Raw genomic sequence first — 19,634 nt, 5'->3', positions numbered from 1 at the left:
CTACAGGCCGGCGCTGACCAGCCGATTGCGCCCGGCCGCCTTGGCCTGATACAGCAGGGAATCCGCCGACTTGAGCAGCCAGTGCGGCTCCTGCTCCGCGGTCGGATGGCAACAGGCCAGGCCCATGCTCACCGTCAGCCAAAGACGATCGTCCGCTAGTGGATGGGCGATACGTAACTCGGCGATCCCCTGCCGACAGCGCTCCAGCACCGCTTCGGCGGAGGCCTGGGAGGCGCCCGGCAGCAACAGGACGAATTCCTCGCCCCCATAGCGCGCCAGGCAGTCACGCTCACGGATGCGCTGCTCCAGCACCTGGGCCACCCGTGACAGCGCCTGGTCGCCCGCGGCATGGCCGTAGGTGTCGTTGTACTGCTTAAAGTAATCGATATCGAGCATGGCGATGGCGATGGGCCGCCCGCGGTTGACCGCCAGTTGCCACTCCACCGCCAGTTGCTCGTCGAAGCGCCGCCGGTTGCCCACCGACGTCAGGGGATCCATGTGCGCCAGCTCTTCGAGCAGGCGGCGCTGGCGGGCCAGTTGCAGGTGCAGCCGGACCCGGGCCAATACGGCGAGGGGATTGAAGGGTTTCTGGATGAAATCGCTGGCGCCCAGTTCGAAGCATTCGACCTCGCGATTGAGGTCGTTGGCCGCGGTGATGAAGATGACCGGAATGGCGCTGGTCTCGGCCCGCCGCTTGAACAGCTGGATCAGCTGCAGGCCGTCGATGCCCGGCATCACCACGTCCAGCAGGATGAGATCGGGGTGCTCGCGGGCTGCCTTGGTCAGCGCCTGCACCCCGCTCTTGGCCAGCATGATACGGGCCTCGTCGCGCAGCAGGTCGGCGAGGACGCGCAGGTTACTCTTCTGATCGTCGACGATCAGAATCAGCGGTAGATCGCTACCCCTTGCCTCCATCGGCCCTCAGCCCGAGCGCTGACCGCTCTGCCGCACCCGGCGGAGCAGATCGAGAGTGGCATCGGCAGCGTGTTCGAATTCGACGTCATCCACCCATTCGCGGATCCGCGTCACATCGGCGCCATGGGGCGTGCTCGCGCAGCGCTCGACGAGTCTGTCCAACATCCCTTCCGCCGCGAAGTCCGAGGCCCGCAACAGCCCGACCAGGCCCTCGAGCATGGCCTCCAATCCTTCCGCGGAGGCCTCGGGTCGCTGCTGTTCGTCCTCGACCAGCAACTCGTCCAGGGACGCCAGGCAGCGCTCGGCCTCGACCTGCAGCAGGCGAATTTCCTCACCGAGGGGCTGGGCCAGGCGAATGCGCTTGGTCAGGCGCTGGGCCGCTTCCTGCAGAGCGGTCGCGCCGACGTAGGCGGCGGAGGATTGCAGCGCATGGGCGCATTCGAAGAGACCGGCCACGTCGTCCGCGGCGCGCCAGGCGGCGATGCGCCCGGGCAGATCGGCCTGCTGGGCGCGGAAGTCCCGGACCAGTTGCTCATAGAGTTCGGTGTTGCCGCGCAACAGGCGCAGCGCCGACTCGGGCTCCAGCGCCGCGGTGCCGCGCGCCCGCGTCAGCAGGCTCGCCTGGTTGACGTCCGCCACCGCCTTGCGCTCGGCACGCTCCAGCTGTTCGAGGCTGGCCCAGGCGGCGATGATGCGGAACAGTTCGTTGGGATCGAGCGGCTTGACCAGATGATCGTTCATGCCGGCCTCCAGGCAGCGCTCCCGGTCGCCCGGCAGGCCGTTGGCGGTCATGGCGATCACCGGCAGCCGCGCCAGCGCCGGCCGGCCGCGCAGCAGGCGGGTCGCCGAGAGCCCATCCAGGCGCGGCATGTGCACGTCCATCAGCACCAGGTCGTAGGTCTCGTGCTCCAGCCGATCCAGCGCCGCCTGGCCGTCTTCCGCCACCTCGATGTGAATGCCGGTGCCCTGCAGGAAGCCGATCACCACCTGGCGATTGATGGCGTTGTCGTCCACCAGCAGCAGGCGGATGCCCTGCAGGTCGATCGCCGTCTGCCCCCGCGTCGGCGCCATGGCCGGCGCCAGCCCCAGACCGGCCAGCAGCCGCTGGGGCACGGGCGCGGTGATCGGCTTGTCGAGCAGCTCCAGGCCGACGATGTCCTCGCCCAGGCTGCGCAGCTCTTCCGCCTCGTAGGGCGAGGCCAGCATGGCCAGGGGCAGCCCCGGCTGGCACTCGCGCAGGCGCCGCGCCAATACCAGGCCGTCCTCGGCGCCCAGGCGCCAGTCGACGATGGCCAGCTCGAACGCCTCGTTCCCGGTCGTCACCGCGGCCAGGGCCTGGGCCGCGGATTCCGCTTCGCGAACCTGCATGCCCAGTTCGCGCAGGCGCTGGCCGAGGATGCGCCGCGCGAGGGCGTGGTCGTCCACCAACAGCACCCGACGCGCCAGCTGGCTGGGCAACCGCTCCGGCTCGCCGGTCACCGGCAGGGTCAGTTGCAGGGTGAAGCAGGAGCCGCGGCCCGCCTCGCTGTGGACCTCCAGGGAACCGCCCATGAGGTCGGTGAGCTGGCGCGAGATGGCCAGGCCCAGGCCGGTGCCGCCATAGCGGCGACTAATGGAGCCGTCCGCCTGGGTGAAGGGCTGGAACAACTGGCCCAGCTGCGCCTCGGTCATGCCGATGCCGGTATCCTCGACGGCGATGCTGAGCCGCGCCCGCGCCCCTTCGCGCGTGGCGCCGACACGGATCAGCACATGCCCGGCCTCGGTGAACTTGACCGCGTTGCTCAGCAGGTTGACCAGTACCTGCTGCAGCCGCAGGGGATCGCCCTCAAGCTGCAGGGGAATGTCCGGCCCGCAGTCCAGCACCAGCTCCACCCCCTTCTCGTGGGCCTTCAGGGCACAGAGGTTCAGGGTGCGCTCGAGCACCTTGCCCAGGTTGAAGGCGAGTTGTTCGAGCCGGGTGCCGCCGGCCTCGTTGCGGGAATAGTCGAGGACGTCGTTGATGACGCCCAGCAGACTCTCGCCGGAATCGAGGATCTTGCCGACATGACCCCGCTGCTCGCCGGACAGCCGGGTGCCCAGGGTCAGGCGGCTGAGGCCGATCACGGCATTGAGCGGGGTGCGGATCTCGTGACTCATGGTGGCCAGGAACAGCGACTTGGCCGTGGCCGCTTCCTCGGCACGGATGCGTGCCTGATCCAGTTCGAGGGTCCGCTCGGCGACGCGCTGTTCGAGGGTCTCGTAGATCTGCGCATGCTCCAGGGAAATCGCCGCCTGGGTGGCGAGGATGCTCAGCACCTGCAGCCGGCCGGGGGTGAAGGCCTGGGCCAGCAGGTTGTTTTCCAGATAAAGCACGCCGATCAGGCGGCCCTGGCGCAACACCGGCATGCAGCAGATGGAGCGCGGCCGCCGGGCGCGGATGTAGCTGTCGCGGACGAAGCGTCCGGCACTGGCGGCATCGTCGAGAATGACCGCCTCGCGGTTACGGATGACATGGGAGACCAGGGTGAGCGGCACCAGGCTTTCGCCGATGTCCTGCTCGCCCAGCGCCACGGGCAGGCCCTGCAGCACCTCGGGCTCGGCCGCGCCGCCGCACACCGAGGCCTGCACCAGCCAGCGGCCGCCTTCGGGCAGCAGCAACAACCCACGCTGGGCACCGCCTTCCTCGAGGATGATGCGCATCATCCGCGCCAGCAATTGGTCCAGAGCCAGTTCGTTGGAGATGGCCTGCAGCGACTTGAGTACCGACAGCCAGTCCAGGCGCATCATCTCGCCGGTGGTCTGGTCATGGGTACGCTGCACCGTCAGCGAACGGGTTTCCGCCACGCGCAGCCAGTGCGGGAATTCGTTCTCCAGGGCCGCCGCCTTGGCCGCCGCGCCCCAGTGCAGGTAGCTGCGCTGGGCATCCTGCAGGTAGGTACGGGCCAGGCGCGAACGGCCTTGCGCCAGCCAGAAGCGGCCGTATAGCTCCTCGGCCAGCGCCGCGCCCTGACGGAAGCCGTGCACCCGCGCCGACTCCAGGGCCTGCTCGTAGCGGTCCATGGCCGCCTCGGTGCGGCCGGCATGGCGCGCCAGCTCGGCGTCTACCAGGTCGCGCTTGTGGGCGAAATTCTCCGGGCAGTGCGTCGCCCAGCCGGCCAGCCGCTCGCGGGCAGCCTCGACCTTGGCCAACTCCGCTTCCGCCAGCTCATCCCCGGCCAGCAGGATCAGCGCCTGATAGAAGGCATGCTCGGCGATGCTGAACCAGCCGAAGGTGGCCGCCAGCGAAGCCTCCATGGCCTCGGCATGCTGTCGTGCGGCGGGCAGCCGGCGGAACAGGAAGGCTGCCTGCATCTTGTTGAAATCGTAGTAGTTCAGGCAGAGCACATGGCCACTGTCCTGCATCTGGCGAACCAGCGCGGCTTCGTCCTGCCCCTCCTCGTCCCAACGCTCCTGGCTCGGTGTCAGTCCCTGCAGCAGACGCAACGTCTGGCGCAGGATGGTGAAGATCTCCAGGGTGTTCGGATCGCCGATCCCTTGCAGAATCGGCTCGATCAGCGTCGCTTCGGCGAGGATATCGTCCAGCGGCGCCCCGGCGTGCTGCAGATGCTTGAGAATGTGGAAGGCACTGTAGGCGGTGAAGATGATCTCACCGGTGCACTGGCCAGCCGCCAGGGCCTCGCGCAACAGGGGAACGTTATCGGCGATGGGACTCGACCAGGGGCTGTTGGTCACCGCGAACATGGTGTAGACCTTGCACTTCAGCGGCAGATTGCCGGTGCGGTCCACCAGGTCGACGGCCAGGCGCCCGACCTGGTAGCCCAGTTCGTAGCGCCCGTGGAAGGCCGACAGCAGCGACCCATAGTTGGCATAGCCGAAGGGTGAGAGATCGCCGTTGCCGTACTGGATCGACAGCTTGACGATGCGCATCACCGCCAGCAGGCTCATGGGCAGGTCGACGTTGATCGCCGGTCCCCAGAGCAGCCCCAGCAGCCGGATCAACAGCTGGGCACGCGGATCGTCCATGGTCGGCAGGTCGAGCAGCGCCGCCGGCGACCGCGCGGCGAGCCAGGCGTCGACCTCGGCACTGTCGGCGCCGATGGCCTGGTTGATGTCTGCCGGGTCTTCCGGCCAGGGCTCATCCAGCGCCCGGACGCCCGCCACCCCCACCGCCAGGGCCTCGGCGAAACGTCCCAGCCCGCTGAACAGGTCGATCTGCAGGGCGCGCACGCCCGCCTCCTCGAGGGACGTCCGCGCCCGCGGCAGCAACAGTTCGCAGATTCGCAGCGCCTCCAGGGCGTCGCCGCAGAGATGGGCGAGTTCCGCCCACTCGCGATGCAGCTGGAACAGCAGCACATGGCGTCCGCTCCAGGCGGCTTCGTCGATCAGCGTCACCGCCGTGCGCAGGAACTCCAGCGCCGCCGGGTAGGCATTGGCCTGCCGGGTCCGGCGCGCGGCCTCCAGATTGAGCTCCAGCAGTTGCAGCCGCTCGGCGGAGGTCTCGATCAACGCTAGGGCCAGGTTGAGGTGGGATACCGCCTCCAGCCGCGCCTTCCCGCCTTCGGCGAGGTACAGCTGGCCCGCTCGCAGATGGACGCGCTGGCGCTCGTCGGGTGGCAACAGCGAATGGGCGGCGTGGCGCACCTGATCGTGGGGGAAGCTGAAGAAGGTCGGGGCGCCGTCGCCGCCGGCCCCGGCTTCGGTGAGCAGTCCTTCCTGGACCAGTACTTGGCACAGGCGACGGATCGTCGCGGGTTCCTCGGCGATCAGCGCGGCGAGGCGCTCGCTGGAGAACACCGTACCCAGGCAGGCGGCCCACTGCAGCAATTGCGAGGTGGCCGGCGGCAGGTCCTGCAGCTTGCCAACCATGAAGTCGACCACGTTGTCATAGACGTCCAATGCCTGCAGGCGTGGCAGCTCCCAGTGCCACTGGCCGTGCTCGCCATCGAATTCCAGCAGGCCTTCCTGTTGCAGGCTGCGCAGCAATTGCTCGATGAAGAAGGGATTGCCCAGGGTCTTGTCCAGGCAGAGTCCTGCCAGGGCGGCCTGGTCGGCAGCCGGAGCCGGCAGGATGTCGGCGATCAGCCGTTCGATGTCCTCGCGGGACAGCGGTCCCAGCGTCAGGTTGCGAATCGGCGCCGTCGTCACCAGGCGCCCCAGCGGGCTGTCGGCCAGGTGCTCGTCGCGCAGGGTCGCCACCAGCAACTGGGAGCCCGGATGCCGGCGCGACAGCAGGCGTTCGATCAGCCGCAGCGAAGCGGCGTCCGCCCATTGCAGGTCATCCAGCCAGAGCAGCAGAGGACGGTCGTGCGTCGCGAAGGCCAGCAACAGGGCACTCACGGCATCGTCGAAGCGCTGCTCGGCCTGCAGGGGCGGCAACTCGGCCACCGGCGGCTGGGGACCGAGCCAGGCGGCCAATTCGGGCGAGACATCGGTGAGGACGACGGCATTGCCTTCCAGCAGACCGAGCAGACGTTCGGCGAAGTCCGCGCCCAGCGTCTGGCCCAGCTCGACCAGCTCCTTCACCGCCTGGCGCAAAGCGCTGTAGGGCACCGCGCTGCCCAGGGCCTCGAACTTGCCGTGGACCACGATCATCCGCTCGCCGTGGTGGCGCACGAAGGCCTGTATCAGGGCCGATTTGCCAACCCCGGAGGCACCCCGGACGAACACCCCCTCGACCTGGCCGAGGGTAACCCGCGCCAGGGCTTCGTCGAGCAGGCGCAAAGCGGTGGCCCGGCCTTGCAGCGAGCGCGACATCACCAGGCGTGCGGGCGGATCTTCGCTGCCCGGCACGAACGCCTCGTCGCGCCCGGCCTGCCAGTTCGCCTGGCAACGCTGCAGATCGCGGAGGATGCCGAAGCAGCCCTGGTAGCGCTCCTCCGCGGCCTTGGCCATCAGTTTTTCCACCACGGCCACCAGCCCGGCGGAGATGCCCGGTACCCGCTCCGCCAGGGCCGGCGGACGCATGGCCAGGTGTGCATGCACCAGTTCGAGCGGATCCTGGGCGCGGAATGGCGGCTCGCCGCAGAGCATCTCGTAGAAGGTCACGCCGAGGGCGTAGAAGTCGCTGCGGTAGTCCTGGTGCCGACCGGTCCGGCCACTTTGCTCGGGCGCGAGGTAGGTCAGGGAGCCTTCCAGGCGGATCTCGCCGCTGCCCACGGCGCCGAACTCGGTGGCGATCCCCAGGTCGGTGAGGCGCAAGGTACCGGTGCCGCCATTGCAGACGATGTTGCGCGGGTTGAGGTCATTGTGGGCGATCCGCAGGCGGTGCAGCCGCGCCAGTGCGCGCACGATGGCCAGCGCCCAGTCGAAGAAATCCTCCAGGGCCAGCGGCCCCCGGTCCAGCAGCGCGGCGAGATCGGTACCGCCGATGTCCTCGAGCACCAGCACCTGGCGCCCGTCGTAGTCGACCAGGTCCAGCGCCGCGCTCACTGCCCCACTGGCGCTGGCCCGGCGGGTCAGCTCGAATTCCTGGCGCAATCCGGCCTGGGCCTGGGGCGTGGGATAGTCCGCAGCCAGCAGCTTGAGAATCACCGGCTGACCGTCGTCCAGACGGGTGCCCCGGTAGATCAGCGCATGGCGACTCTCGCTCACCTTGGCCTTGCAGCTATAGCCTGGAATCCTCAACACCGCGTTCGCCTCGATCCTGGGACGCCCCGCCGGGTCGTCGCCTCAACTGTAACCTATTGCCCTGCATGACGAGCCGCCAGGCGAAGGTCGAGCGCGCCGACGCGGGACGTCACCCCGCCGCTACGCAAGTACTTTTCAGCCAGACCCTAAAGTCTCAAGGGAACTTTTCGATACAGTGATATTACCTTAGCCATCACCGGCTATTCGTCCACTCGCGCAAGAAATTGCACACTTCGGAGCAAACTGCATGGAAGCCCTACCCCTCGTCAGAAAGATCGCCATCCTGGGCGGCGGTGTCTCCGCCATTACCGCGGCCTTTCGTCTTACCAGCGAGCCCCATTGGCAGGATCGCTACCAGATCACGCTCTACCAGCAGGGCTGGCGTCTCGGCGGCAAGGGGGCCAGCGGACGCAACGCCGCGGACCATCAGCGCATCGAGGAACACGGCATCCATGTCTGGTTCGGCTTCTACTACAACGCCTTCCACAGCCTGAGGCAGTGCTACGAGGAACTCGGACGTCCCGCCGGCGCGCCCCTGGCGACCCTCGACGAGGCCTTCTTCGCCCACTCCCACACCGCCTTCGCCGACCTTTTCCAGAATCACTGGACCACCTGGCCCATCGATACCCTGGCGCTACCCGGCAAGCCTGGCGAAGGCTGGAATCCCAAGCCGTTCATGACCGCCCTGGGCGATCTGCTCGAATGGTTGCTGCGCCTGGGTGAAGCCGAGCAGACCGGCGCCTCGACGGCGCCCGAGGGCTTGTTCGCCCGCCTGCGCGCCCACTGCAACGAAGAACTCCAGGCGCTGGCGCTCGGCGAGGCGGAGCGGCACCTGCACAAGGCGCGCACGGCACTGCCCGAGGCCGAAGACCATCCGCTGCTGCTCTGGCTGTTGCGCGAAGCCCGCAGTCTGCTGGCCAAGGCGCTGAACGGACAGCGCCAGACCAGCGTCGTCGCGCACCGGCTGTGGCTGCTGATGGATTTCGGCCTCACGGTGCTCATCGGCATGCTCGATGACGAGGTCTACGCCAAGGGCTTCGAGTCGCTCAACGACGAAACCTTCCTGTCCTGGCTGGAGCGCCATGGCGCCAGCGCCGCTACCCTGGATGGCGCGGTGGTCAAGTCGCTGCATGGCGGCATCTTCGCCTATCGCGACGGCGACCTGGACAAACCCGACGTCGAGGCCGGCACCGTGCTGCGCGCCGCCCTGCTGGCGCTGACCACCTCCAAGGGCTCCTTCATCTGGCGCATGCAGGCGGGTATGGGCGACGTGGTGTTCGCGCCCTACTACGAGGTGCTGGCCAAGCGCGGGGTGAATTTCCAGTTCTTCCATCAGGTGACCGGCATCGAGGCCGCCGACGACGGCCTCGGTCACGGGCCGCGGGTCACCCGTCTGCAGATCCAGCGCCAGGTACCGCTCAAGCAGGAACCCTATCAGCCGCTGGTGGACGTCAAGGGCCTGCCCTGCTGGCCGTCGACACCGCTCTATGACCAGATCCAGGACGACATCGCCCAGCAGTTGCAGGAGCAGAACATCAATCTGGAATCCAACTGGAGCGGCTGGGCAGGCGTCGAGCAACTGGAACTGGTAGTCGGTCACGACTTCCATGAGGTGGTGCTGGGCATCTCCGTCGCCGGCCTGGCGGATCTCTCACCCAGCCTCTGCGCCCTCGATCCAGCTTTCGCCCAGATGACCCAGAAGGTCGCGACCGTGGCGACCCAGGCGGTCCAGCTGTGGCAGAGTCGGGATGTCTGGCAACTGGGCTGGACCGGTTCGCCCAAAGGCGGCCAGGCACCGGAGCTGCTCGGCTTCGCTGCCCAGGCGATGGATTCCTGGGCCGACGTCAGCTATCTGGTGGACCGCGAGGATTGGTCGAGCGGCACCCCACCCCAGGACATCAGCTACTTCTGCGGCGTCTTCGCCGCCGAACCCGCGCCGCCCATCGGCGAGAAGAACGATTATCCGCAGCGCCAGGCACGGGAGGTGCACGCTGCCTTCATCGACTTCATGAACGGCAACCTGCGCGACTACTGGCCGAATGCCGGCACCGACCAGGGTTATCACTGGGAGTACCTGCTGGCCCCTGCCGACGTCAGTGGCGTGGCGCGCTTCGACTATCAGTACTGGCGCGCCAATGTCGATCCCAGCGAACGCTACGTGCAGAGCGTGGCCGGCAGCAGCCGCCACCGGCTGGCCACCGATGGCAGCGTCTGCAGCAACCTCTATCTAACCGGTGATTGGATCCGCAACGGTTTCAACATGGGCTGCGTGGAGTCGGCGACCCTATCCGGCCTGCAAACCGCTCGCGCCATCCTCGGCCACAGCGACGTCCTGCCCGGCGAGGACGCCTTCCAGTGACGCCACCGCCTGGGCCGCCGCGAGGGCTTCGCGGTGGCCCGCGGCGGGTGGATAGGCCGGTTTGTTACCGTCCAGGTAGTTCAGCAGTTCGGGCGCCTGGTTCCAGGCGGCCGCTGCCTGATACAGCTCGCGCAGGAAATGCCGAATCAAGCCATCCATCAGACGCACGGCCGTCTCCTCGAGGCCCTTGCCCTTACCCTCGATGATGGGACGATCCGCCTCGGTGAGCGGATAGTGCGGCGGATAGAAGTCCGCCAGATGCACCAGCAAAGTCACAGAAAATCCGCGCGGATCGGCCAGCCAGGCGCCTATCTCACCGAAGATGGTCGCATCCTCCACCAACGCCTGGGCGAACATCAGCCGATAGAGGGTGATGTTGAGAAATTCCTGGCCAATGGCGTTTTCCAGCCGGGCATCGTCTTCATAAAGATGGAAGCCAGCGAGGATGGAGGCATTGTGGGCTCGATACCAATGGCGCGGCGTGGGCTCGGCGATGAAATCGAGCCAGCAGCGCGTCGGAAAGGTCGCCTGATCGCCCGGTAGCTGATTCTGCGCCAGGCAGCCAGCCAGTTCCGATAGATAGATGAAGTTCAGGTTGACGTTGCGCCACCAGTGGCTACCGGTCTCCGGCTCCAGTACCCCGGCGCGGATTTCCCAATCGAGAAAGGCCAGCTCCGAATCGCCGTAGCTCAGGCCATCGTTGTCAGCATCGCCGAATTGCTCATAGAAGGACTCGCGGACTGCCCGCCGCGCCTGCGGGTTGTCGCGAATGGCGTCGCAGAGGGCCTGGGTCACGGCGACGGCTTCTTCGTAGGTCTTCACTACCGGGTAGGTATTCATGGCATCCCTGTCCTGATTGGATTTCGCTAACGCATCATGGCGCCGTGGCATCCCCCGCTTCCACGCGCACTCGACCGACTGTGGCGGTCGGTAGCTCCAGCGGCGCTCCCTCATGGCGCCAGTCGCCTTTGAGCGGGTCGCCGCCGCGGGCGATCACCACCACGGGGCGTACCTGGCGGTGATCAGAGAGCTTCCGTTGCGGCAGCATCGCTTCCGCGTCACCGAGCCATACTCGTTGGGGCAGGTCGGCCACTCGCAAACGCCGGACCGCCAGCGGCGGACCGGGCTGGTCGACCGCCAGGGCCAACACGAAGACGCTATCCTCGGGCCGCACCCGCCGCGCCACTTCCGGCGCCAGGCTGACCTCCACGGCGAATCCGGACGGGGTCACGTCCTGCCCCGCCGCCTGGGCTGACCGCTCGGCGCGGGCTATGCCCTCGGTCAGGGCCTGGCGCAGCGGGTCCGCCGGATCGAGGCCGGCGCTCAACCGACGCCAGCGGGCGGCCGCCTGGGCGTAGTCGCCACGCTCGTAGGCGGCGATGCCCAGCAACCCCAGGGTGGTGGGTTCGGCCGGATTGGCCTGCAGCGCCTCGTCGGCCAATGCCTGGGTCTGGGCATCGAGCTGGCGGCCGGCGGCGAAGAAGCGGGCCTGGGCCAACTGACCCAGGACTTCCGGGCGCCGCCCATCGCGGCGCACTACCTGCTCGAAGGCGCCCACCGCCGCGTCGTAGCGTCCCAGGCCGGCATAGGCCCGGGCCAGCAGGTACCAGTTGTCGGCGGCCTGGGGTTGCAGCCGCGTGGCCTCTTCCAGATTGCTCAGCAGCGCCTGGGGTGACGGCGGCGGCGTGGCGAGTCGCTCGCTGAGTTGCAACGCCGGCAAGGCACCGAGCCACAGATAGAGTCCCAGGGCCATACCAGGCACGGCGAGGGCGACGGCGAGGCCAAACCGTCGGCCGCGCCGGGCAGCCGACCGCTCACCCACCGGACTGTCGGCGAGCAGACTCCGCGCGGCCTCCGCCTCGGCGCTAGCCAGTGCCTGGGCATCCAGCTCGCCCTGAGCGGCACGCCGACGCACTTCCGCCAGGCGCTCCCGATAGAGCGCACGATTGATCGCCTCGCGGCTATCGCCCTCCACTCGCGCGCCCCGCATGAGCGGTACCAGCAGGATCAGCGCGGCGAGCATCGCCAGCAACCCGGCCTGGCCCCAGAAGGTCAGGCTCATGGCTCCTCCTCCCGCTGTAGCGCGGCCAGCCGCTCGCGCTCTGCGGGGCTGAGCGCCGGTTCGACGCGACGCCGCCGGGTCAGCACCAGCAGCACCCCGGCACCACCCAGCAGCCCCAGCGCCGGCAGGGTCCAGAGCAGCAGCGTGCGTCCCTCGAAAGGCGGACGATAGCGGATGAACTCGCCATAGCGCTGCTCCAGGTGGGCGATGATCTCTTCGTCGCTCTGCCCAGCCGCCATCAGCCGCTGGATCTCCCGGCGCAGATCGCCGGCGATGGGCGCGTTGGAATCCGCCAGGTCCTGGTTCTGGCACTTGGGACAACGCAGTTCGCGGGTCAGGGTCTGGAAACGCGTCCGCTCGGCCTCGTCACGAAAGCCATAGGTGTCGATGGCGGCACCGGCCAGAACCGACCAGGCCAGCAGCAGGAGTGCCAGCAGCCGGATCCTCATGGCGCGCTCACCAGGGCGCGATAGCGCGGACCGACTTCCTCATCCCAGACGCGCTGGTCGAGCACCCCGACGTGGCGATAGCGCACCACGCCCTGGGCGTCGATCAGGAAGGTCTCCGGAGCGCCATAGACCCCCAGGTCGAGTCCCAGCCGCCCCTCGTCGTCGCGGATGTCGAGCTGATAGGGATTGTGGAATTCCGCCAGCCAGCGGCGGGCGCTGACGTTGTCGTCCTTGTAGTTGATGCCGTGGATGACCACGCCCTGGGCCTTGAGACGATTCAATACGGGGTGCTCCTCGCGGCAGGCCACGCACCAGGTACCCCAGACATTGACCAGCGCCGGGCGGCCGAGCAGGTCCTGGCGACTGAACAGGCGCTCGTCCTGCACGCCGGGCAGCGAAAAGACCGGAAACGGCTGGCCGACCAGCGCCGAGGGCAACGCCTGGGGGTCACGATAGAGGCCGCGGTAGAGAAAACCCGCCAGTACCAGGAAGACCAGCAGCGGTAGGCCGAGCAGCAGGCGACGACGCATCAGGAAGACTCCGCAGGGATAGGCGCCGCCCGGCGGCGCCGGTAGCGCGGATCGGCCAGCGCCAGCAGGCCACCCAGGGCGGTGAGCAGGCCACCCAGCCAGATCAGCCGGACGAAGGGCTTGATCTGCAGGCGCACCGCCCAGGCGCCCTCGCCGAGCGGCTCGCCCAGGGCGACGTAGAGATCGCGGGTGAGGCCGGCGTCGATGGCGGCTTCGGTCATGACCGCACCACCCGCCAGATAGCGCCGCTTTTCCGGCGCCAGCAACGCCACCACGCGGCCGTCGCGTTCCACCTGCAGCAGGGCCCGTTCGGCAGTGAAGTTCGGTCCCTCGTAGTGCTGGGTGCCGGCGAAGCCGAAGCGATAGCCAGCGAGTTCGACGTGCTCGCCCGGCGCCAGGCGCAGGTCGCGCTGCACATCCAACTGGCTGGCCAGCACCACGCCCAGGGCGAGGATCGCCAAGCCCAGGTGCGCCAGTTGCATGCCCCAGTAACTGCGCGGCTGGCTGCGCAGGCCGCGCCGCCAGCCTAGGGCCTGTGTCTTGCCCAGGACATCGCGCAGCGCGGTCAGCACGACCCAGGCCGCCAGCGCGAGCACCGCCAGGATAGCCGCCCGAGGCTGGTCGAGCCACCAGGCGGCCAGGCCCGCCAAGGCCGCGCAGGCCAGCAGGATCGGCGCCAGCAACCTAAGCAACCAACGACTTGGGCTGTGCTTCCAGCGCACCAGCACCCCGACACCCAGGGCCAGCATCAGCAGCGCCATCAAGGGCACGAACAGCAGATCGAAATATGGCGGCCCGACCGACAGCTTGGCGCCCGTGAGGCTGTCGATGATCAGCGGATAAAGAGTACCGAGCAGGACCGTCGCCGCAGCCGTCACCAGGATGAGGTTGTTGATCAGCAGCAGCGCTTCCCGCGACGCCAGGCCAAAGGTCGCCGCGCCGCTGAGAGCCGGCGCGCGCCAGGCGAACAACGTCAGGGAACCGCCCACCACCAACAGCAGGAAGGCCAGGATGAACACCCCGCGGCTCGGATCGCTGGCGAATGCATGCACCGAGGTCAGCACCCCCGAGCGCACCAGGAAGGTCCCCAGCAGGCTCAGCGAAAAGGCGGCGATGGCCAACAGTACCGTCCAGCCCTTGAACAGGCCGCGCTTCTCGGTCACCGCCAGGGAATGCAGCAGCGCCGTGCCCACCAGCCAGGGCATGAAGGAGGCATTCTCCACCGGGTCCCAGAACCACCAGCCACCCCAGCCCAGCTCGTAGTAGGCCCACCAGGAGCCCAGCACGATGCCGCAGCCGAGAAAGGCCCAGGCCAGCAGCGTCCAGGGCCGCGCCCAACGTGCCCAGGCCGCGTCGAGGCGCCCTTCAAGCAAGGCCGCCAGGGCGAAGGCGAAGGCCACCGAGAAGCCGACGTAGCCCATGTAGAGCATCGGCGGATGCAGGATCAGCCCAGGGTCCTGCAACAGCGGATTGAGGTCATTGCCCTCCCGCGGGAATTGCGGCAGCAACCGGGCGAAGGGATTGGAGGTGGCCACCAGGAAGGTCAGGAAACCCAGGGCCACCAGCCCGAGGATGCCCAGCACCCGGGCCAGCAGGGCCTGGGGCAACTGCCGCGAAAAGACCGCCACCGCCAGACTCCAGGCCGACAGCGTCAAGGCCCAGAGCAGTAGCGAGCCCTCATGGGCGCCCCAGCTGGCGCTGACCTTGTAGTACCAGGGCAGGCGACTATTGGAATTGGCCGCCACATAGGCCACCGAGAAGTCATCCTGCAAGAAGGCCCAGACCAGGGCCGCGAAGGCCAGCGCCAGGAAAAGGCACTGGCCAAAGGCGGCCGGGCGTGCGAGGCGCATCCAGTCGAGCTGGCCCCGCCAGGCGCCGAGCAGTGGCAGGGTGCCCTGCACCAGAGCCATGGCCAGCGCCAGCAGCAGGCAGAGGTGGCCGAGTTCGGGAATCATGGCGCCGGCCTCGTGCCATCCAGCGGCCGGCCGGCCTGGCGCAGCGCCTGGCTCACCTCGGGTGGCATGTATTTCTCGTCGTGCTTGGCGAGGATCTGGTCGGCCACCAGGCGGCCCTGGTCGTCGAGTCGGCCCAGGGCGACCACGCCCTGCCCCTCGCGGAACAGATCCGGCAGGATGCCGGCATAGTTCACCCGCACCTCGCGCTGAAAGTCGGTGATGACGAACGTCACCGCCAGGGAATCCGCGGCGCGCACCAGGGTCCCCTTCTCCACCATGCCACCAGCGCGGATACGGGTGTCCCGCGGCGCCTCGCCCCGGGCGATCTGGCTTGGGGTATAGAAGAGGTTGAGGTTCTGCTGCAGGGCGCTGAGGGCCAGCGCCGCGGCACCACCCACGCCGAGCAGCAGTACCAGCACCCACAGCAGCCGACGACGGCGGACGGCATTCATGGTTGGCGCTCCCGCCGCCAGCGCTGGCGCAGGTCACGCTCCACCCGCCGGCGCGCCTGCCAGCCGTGCAGCAGCAGGCCGCCAAGGATGACCAGGGTGAGACCGAAGGCCGGCCAGACGTAGAGGCCATGACGGCCCATGCTCAGGGCCTGCGCCCAATCCAGCTCGCTCATGCCTCACCCTCGCCCAGTTCTGCCCGTACCCAGCGGCTGCGCCACTCGCGGCGTAACAACTCCAGGCGCATCCGCTGCAACAGCAACCCGGCGAACAGCAGATAGAAGCCCAGCACCATCACCAGCAGCGGCAACCACATGGCCGGCGGCATCGGCGGACGCTCCACCAGGCTGAAGGTGGCCGGCTGGTGCAGGGTGCTCCACCATTCCACCGAGTACTTGATGATCGGCAGGTTCACCGAGCCCACCAGCGCCAGGAGGGCGCAGGCACGGGCGGCGCTCTCCCGCGGACCGATGGCCTGCCCCAGGGCGATGACGCCCAGGTAGAGGAACAGCAACACCAGCATCGAGGTAAGCCGGGCATCCCAGATCCACCAAGTACCCCAGGTGGGAATGCCCCACAGCGACCCCGTGGCCAGGGCGATCACCGTCATCCAGGCGCCGAGGGGCGCGGCGGCACGCAGGGCGACGTCGGCCAGCTTGAGGCGCCAGACCAGGCCGACGGCCCCGGCGATGGCCAGCAACAGGTAACAGGACTGCGCCAGGAAGGCCGCTGGCACATGCACATAGAGGATGCGAAAGCTGTCGCCCTGCTGGTAATCCGGTGGCGCGATGAACAGCCCCCAGACCAGGCCGACGGCCAGCAGCAGCCCGGCCAGGGCCAGACACGGCCTCTGCAGCCGGCCGGTCAGGCGATAGAAGATGGCGGGCGAGCCCAGGCGGTGCAGCCAGGTCCAGTTCATGGGTTCCTCGTCATTGGGCGGCGCCGATGCGCAGGCCGGCGGCCACTGCCAGGGGCGCCAGGGTGAGGGCCAGCAGGGTGAGACAGCCCAGCCACAGCAGGTAGCCGGTGACCGGCAGGCCGCTGCGCGCGGCGTCCAGGCTGAGCGTGCCCAGGATCAGCACCGGAATCTGCAGCGGCAGATTGAGCAGCGCCAGCAGCAGGCCGCCACGCGCCAGGCCCACCGTCAGGGCGGCGCCGATGGCGCCGATCAGGGTCAGGGTCAGACTGCCCAGGGTCAGGGCCGCCAGCATCGCCGGCAAGGCCGCGGCAGGCAGGCCCAGCATCAGCGCCAGCAAAGGGGTCAGGGCCACCAGGGCGAGGCCGCTGAAACACCAGTGCACCAGCAGCTTGAGCAGCACCAGCAGCGCCAGTGGCTGGGGCGCCAGCAGCCAGAGCTCCAGGGAGCCGTCCTGCCAGTCGCCGCGAAACAGCCCCTCCTGGCCGAGCAGCAAGGCCAACAGCAGGGCGATCCACAGCAGGCCCGGCGCCAGCAGCGACAACTGCCGGCCGTCCGGTCCCAAGGCCAGGGGAAACAGGGTGACGACGAGGGCGTGAAAGGCCAGCGGCGTGAGCCACTGCGCGGGCCGGCGACAGGCCAGGCGCCACTCCCGCTGAAGAACCGCCAGGCAGGCCGCGATCATCGACCACCCTCCAGCAGCAGGCGGCGATGACCGGCGATGGGGATTTGCAGCTCCCGATGACTGGTCAGCACCACGGCGCCGCCCTGGGCGCAGTGCTCCGCCAGCCGCTGCTCCAAGGCCACGCAGGTTGCCGCATCCAGCGCGGTGAAGGGCTCATCCAGCAGCCACAGCCGCGGCGGCTCGGGGAGATGTAAACGGGCCAGGGCTACACGACGCCGTTGCCCGGCGGACAGCTGGGCACAGGGGTCGTCCGCCCAGCTCTCCAGGCCCATGGCAGCCAGGGCCGCCAGGGCGGCCGCGCGCCTGAGCGGCTGCCGCAAACAGGCCAGCGACCTTAGATTTTCCAGGGCGCTGAGGCCATCGGCGATGCCCGGCGCATGGCCTAGCCAGAGCAGATCGGTCGCCAGGGGGCGCTGGACGTGCCCGCCATCGGCCGGCAACAATCCCACCAGGATGCGCAACAGGCTGGTCTTGCCGCTGCCGTTGACGCCAGCGATCTGCAGCAGCTCGCCGGGCCGCACGCTCAGGTCGAGGCCGTCGAACAACAGGCGATCGCCCCGTTCGCAACGGAGCGCGACGGCGTCGAGCAGGGGCGGGTTCACGGCATGAGATTCCACGGGACTAAAGTCGGTCGGGGAGCGGCCGTTAACCCGGCACACACCCCTGAAGGCAAGCCTGCCATTATACATAGGCAGCACAGAGGCGACTTTTTCGGACCTGCCGATGACTTCCATCTCCGCGATCCCGCCCAGCACCGGCGTCACGCCCACCCTGCCCGTCCGGGCCGCGGCGGCGCAGGCGTCCGATGCCGGCGCGCAGATCCTCCAGGCCCTGCAGTCCCTCGACGACCTCATCCCGCCAGGCACCACGGCCACCGCCGAGGTGCTGGCCACGCGCCCGGCCGGGCAGAATTTCCAATTCCTCCTGCAACTGCAGCTCGCCCAGGGCGGCAGTGTGCTGCTCACCACCCAGAGTCCGACCAACAACCTGCCGGTGGGCAGCCAGTTGTTGGTGAGTACCCTGGGCTCCACCCAGCTGGCCGTACTGCTGCAGAGCCTGGATGGCGGCGAAGCCCCGCCTCCGCCACTGCAGCAACTGGACCTGCGCCAGCTGCCGGTGGGTACCACCCTGCAATTGCGGGTGCTGAGCAGCCTGCTACAACAGATGCCAGGCGCAGCGCCCAGCTACGAGGTGCTCGCCAAGGCGCTCACCTCCAGCCTCGAAGGTCGCCAGCTCAAGCTGGAGTCGCCCCGTCCGGTGCCGGTGGGCAGTCTGCTCACCGTGGTGATCAAGGACAGCCAGGAAGTCGCGGTCCTGCCCCTGGCCCAGCGCCTCGACCAGCTCGACATCGACCGCCAGTTGCAAAGCCAGGGTCAGCGCCAGCTGTCGATGAACGGCCTGCTGCAATGGCTGCAGGAGGCCCTCCCCGAGCAGGAATTGCCCCCGACCGTGGGTGCCGCGCTCAAGGCGCTGCTGGCCAATCTGGAAGACAGCGAGACCCTCACCACCCCCCAGGGCTGGGCCCGCGCCCTGGCGCGTAGTGGACTGCAGCTGGAACAGCAACTGCTGGACCGGAGCGGGCCCGACATCGGCGAAGACTTCAAGGCCAACCTCTTGCGCCTGGTGGACCGCCTGCTGGCCAGCGCGCCAGGCGATCCGCTGCGCAATCCCCAGGTGCTGGCCCAGACCGCCCAGCAGAACCTGCCCGATGCCCTGCGCCGCGCCCTGGGTGGCGCGGCTAGCGTCAGCCGCCAGCCCAGCGCCCTCGACTTTCCCCTGGGCGAACGCGATGGCCGCGGCCTGGCCGCCACCAATGCCGAACTCGACGAACTACTGCAACTGGCCACCGGCGTCATCGCCCGGCTGCAGACCCACCAGCTCGCCAGCCTGGCCCAGACCCAAGTCTTGCCGGATGGCTACTACCTCTCCACCTGGCAAACCGAAATCCCTTGGCGCGACGGCGAGCGCCTCGGCGCGGTGCAGGTGCGCTTCCAGGAGGAACGCCCCCCGCCGGACGCCCGCGGCGAAGCCCGCGACAGCCTGTGGAAGGTGGAGCTGGCTTTCGACCTGGCGCCGCTCGGTCCGCTGCAGGTCAAGGCCCAGCTCGCCAGTGGCCGCCTGTCCAGTGAATTCTGGGCGGAGAAGGGGGCTACCGCCGTCCTGATCGACACCGAACTGCCCCATCTGCGCGAACGGCTGCTGGCCGCCGGCTTCGTGGTCGGCGACCTCAGCAGCCGCCAGGGCCGCCCCGCCCGCAATCCGCGTACCGCCCTCGAACAACGCTGGATCGACGATACCGCATGAGCACATCCGCCCCCCGCCAGGCCATTGCCCTCTCCTACGACGGCAGCAGCGCGCCGATCCTCTCGGCCAAGGGCGACGCCGAGCTGGCCGAACTCATCCTGGCCACCGCCCGCGAGCACGAGGTGCCCATCTACGAGAACGCCGACCTGGTGCGCATCCTGGCGCGGCTGGAGCTGGGCGCGGAAATTCCTGAAGCGCTCTATCGCACCCTGGCCGAGATCATCGCCTTCGCCTGGCACCTCAAGGGCAAATGCCCGGCGCACCTGGCCGACCAGCCGGACCTCTCGCCCGGTTGGGAGCGGATGCCGTAGATATCCAGCTCAACCCTCTTATCGCGGCCATGGGCCGCTCCTACAGGGAGTGATGCTTTTGTAGGAGCGGCCCATGGCCGCGATAGTCCAAGT

15 protein-coding genes are annotated in these 19,634 nt (G+C 68.5%); 3 read left to right on the top strand and 12 right to left on the bottom strand.

Annotation, left to right across the window (positions count from 1 at the left end):
- Both QZ471_RS03620 and QZ471_RS03615 read right to left on the bottom strand, forming a co-directional pair.
- Entirely contained in the window at positions 1-915 is a 915-nt protein-coding gene (locus QZ471_RS03620; protein ID WP_295460968.1) for a diguanylate cyclase, read from the bottom strand.
- 6 nt (positions 916-921) lie between these two features.
- Positions 922-7,521 (bottom strand): response regulator, encoded by a 6,600-nt coding sequence (locus QZ471_RS03615; protein ID WP_295460966.1) that lies wholly within the window; start codon positions 7,519-7,521, stop codon positions 922-924.
- A gap of 247 nt (positions 7,522-7,768) precedes the next feature.
- Between QZ471_RS03615 and QZ471_RS03610 the strand changes: the two genes are divergently transcribed.
- The gene (locus tag QZ471_RS03610) at positions 7,769-9,880 is read left to right on the top strand and encodes an NAD(P)-binding protein (protein ID WP_295460965.1); all 2,112 of its coding nucleotides are present in this window, start codon (positions 7,769-7,771) and stop codon (positions 9,878-9,880) included.
- On the opposite strand, the gene QZ471_RS03605 is transcribed toward QZ471_RS03610, so the two are convergent.
- From QZ471_RS03605 to ccmA, 10 genes are read right to left on the bottom strand one after another with little or no spacing between them, the layout of a single operon-like run.
- Positions 9,806-10,720: a hypothetical protein gene (locus QZ471_RS03605; protein ID WP_295460963.1), complete on the bottom strand. Its 915-nt coding sequence runs from the start codon at positions 10,718-10,720 to the stop codon at positions 9,806-9,808. The two genes, QZ471_RS03610 and QZ471_RS03605, sit on opposite strands and share 75 nt — an antisense overlap.
- Before the next feature lie 34 nt (positions 10,721-10,754).
- Positions 10,755-11,942 carry a c-type cytochrome biogenesis protein CcmI gene (gene ccmI, locus QZ471_RS03600; RefSeq protein WP_295460961.1) on the bottom strand — a complete coding sequence of 396 codons (1,188 nt, stop codon included), beginning with the start codon at positions 11,940-11,942 and terminating at the stop codon, positions 10,755-10,757.
- On the bottom strand, positions 11,939-12,391 hold the full coding sequence (locus tag QZ471_RS03595; RefSeq protein ID WP_295460959.1) for a cytochrome c-type biogenesis protein: 453 nt from the start codon (positions 12,389-12,391) through the stop codon (positions 11,939-11,941). Before QZ471_RS03595 ends, ccmI begins: the two co-directional genes overlap by 4 nt.
- Complete coding sequence (locus tag QZ471_RS03590; protein ID WP_295460958.1) at positions 12,388-12,921, bottom strand: DsbE family thiol:disulfide interchange protein; 534 nt, start codon at positions 12,919-12,921, stop codon at positions 12,388-12,390. Before QZ471_RS03590 ends, QZ471_RS03595 begins: the two co-directional genes overlap by 4 nt.
- Entirely contained in the window at positions 12,921-14,876 is a 1,956-nt protein-coding gene (locus QZ471_RS03585) for a heme lyase CcmF/NrfE family subunit (RefSeq protein WP_295460957.1), read from the bottom strand. Before QZ471_RS03585 ends, QZ471_RS03590 begins: the two co-directional genes overlap by 1 nt.
- A complete protein-coding gene (ccmE, locus tag QZ471_RS03580) occupies positions 14,873-15,328 on the bottom strand; it encodes a cytochrome c maturation protein CcmE (RefSeq protein ID WP_295460956.1) in 456 nt (151 codons plus the stop codon). Before ccmE ends, QZ471_RS03585 begins: the two co-directional genes overlap by 4 nt.
- A complete protein-coding gene (gene ccmD, locus QZ471_RS03575) occupies positions 15,325-15,501 on the bottom strand; it encodes a heme exporter protein CcmD (protein WP_295460954.1) in 177 nt (58 codons plus the stop codon). The genes ccmE and ccmD overlap by 4 nt, the downstream gene beginning before the upstream one ends.
- Entirely contained in the window at positions 15,498-16,244 is a 747-nt protein-coding gene (locus QZ471_RS03570) for a heme ABC transporter permease (RefSeq protein ID WP_295460953.1), read from the bottom strand. Before QZ471_RS03570 ends, ccmD begins: the two co-directional genes overlap by 4 nt.
- A 10-nt stretch (positions 16,245-16,254) precedes the next feature.
- Positions 16,255-16,926: a heme exporter protein CcmB gene (ccmB, locus tag QZ471_RS03565; RefSeq protein ID WP_295460952.1), complete on the bottom strand. Its 672-nt coding sequence runs from the start codon at positions 16,924-16,926 to the stop codon at positions 16,255-16,257.
- Positions 16,923-17,528, bottom strand: coding sequence for a cytochrome c biogenesis heme-transporting ATPase CcmA (gene ccmA, locus QZ471_RS03560; protein WP_295460950.1), 606 nt, complete (start codon positions 17,526-17,528; stop codon positions 16,923-16,925). Before ccmA ends, ccmB begins: the two co-directional genes overlap by 4 nt.
- A 121-nt stretch (positions 17,529-17,649) precedes the next feature.
- On the opposite strand from ccmA, the gene QZ471_RS03555 reads away from it, so the two are divergent.
- Together QZ471_RS03555 and QZ471_RS03550 are read left to right on the top strand one after the other, a co-directional pair.
- Complete coding sequence (locus tag QZ471_RS03555) at positions 17,650-19,230, top strand: flagellar hook-length control protein FliK (RefSeq protein WP_295460949.1); 1,581 nt, start codon at positions 17,650-17,652, stop codon at positions 19,228-19,230.
- Entirely contained in the window at positions 19,227-19,541 is a 315-nt protein-coding gene (locus QZ471_RS03550) for an EscU/YscU/HrcU family type III secretion system export apparatus switch protein (RefSeq protein WP_295460947.1), read from the top strand. Before QZ471_RS03555 ends, QZ471_RS03550 begins: the two co-directional genes overlap by 4 nt.
- The last annotated feature ends 93 nt before the right edge of the window (positions 19,542-19,634 follow it).

Source organism: uncultured Pseudomonas sp., from assembly GCF_913774235.1.
Taxonomy (GTDB): domain Bacteria; phylum Pseudomonadota; class Gammaproteobacteria; order Pseudomonadales; family Pseudomonadaceae; genus Chryseomonas.
Note: the sequence above shows the minus strand (reverse complement) of the source record. Positions and strands in the feature narration are given on the sequence as shown.

Bases quoted from the DNA above. Each gene is read 5' to 3' on its own strand.
- QZ471_RS03610 (WP_295460965.1), top strand. From the start codon at position 7,769: ATGGAAGCCCTACCCCTCGTCAGAAAGATCGCCATCCTGGGCGGCGGT.
- ccmE (WP_295460956.1), bottom strand. From the start codon at position 15,328: ATGAATGCCGTCCGCCGTCGTCGGCTGCTGTGGGTGCTGGTACTGCTG.
- QZ471_RS03570 (WP_295460953.1), bottom strand. From the start codon at position 16,244: ATGAACTGGACCTGGCTGCACCGCCTGGGCTCGCCCGCCATCTTCTAT.
- QZ471_RS03620 (WP_295460968.1), bottom strand. From the start codon at position 915: ATGGAGGCAAGGGGTAGCGATCTACCGCTGATTCTGATCGTCGACGAT.
- QZ471_RS03590 (WP_295460958.1), bottom strand. From the start codon at position 12,921: ATGCGTCGTCGCCTGCTGCTCGGCCTACCGCTGCTGGTCTTCCTGGTA.
- ccmI (WP_295460961.1), bottom strand. From the start codon at position 11,942: ATGAGCCTGACCTTCTGGGGCCAGGCCGGGTTGCTGGCGATGCTCGCC.
- ccmB (WP_295460952.1), bottom strand. From the start codon at position 16,926: ATGATCGCGGCCTGCCTGGCGGTTCTTCAGCGGGAGTGGCGCCTGGCC.
- QZ471_RS03550 (WP_295460947.1), top strand. From the start codon at position 19,227: ATGAGCACATCCGCCCCCCGCCAGGCCATTGCCCTCTCCTACGACGGC.
- QZ471_RS03585 (WP_295460957.1), bottom strand. From the start codon at position 14,876: ATGATTCCCGAACTCGGCCACCTCTGCCTGCTGCTGGCGCTGGCCATG.
- QZ471_RS03595 (WP_295460959.1), bottom strand. From the start codon at position 12,391: ATGAGGATCCGGCTGCTGGCACTCCTGCTGCTGGCCTGGTCGGTTCTG.
- ccmD (WP_295460954.1), bottom strand. From the start codon at position 15,501: ATGAGCGAGCTGGATTGGGCGCAGGCCCTGAGCATGGGCCGTCATGGC.
- QZ471_RS03555 (WP_295460949.1), top strand. From the start codon at position 17,650: ATGACTTCCATCTCCGCGATCCCGCCCAGCACCGGCGTCACGCCCACC.
- QZ471_RS03605 (WP_295460963.1), bottom strand. From the start codon at position 10,720: ATGAATACCTACCCGGTAGTGAAGACCTACGAAGAAGCCGTCGCCGTG.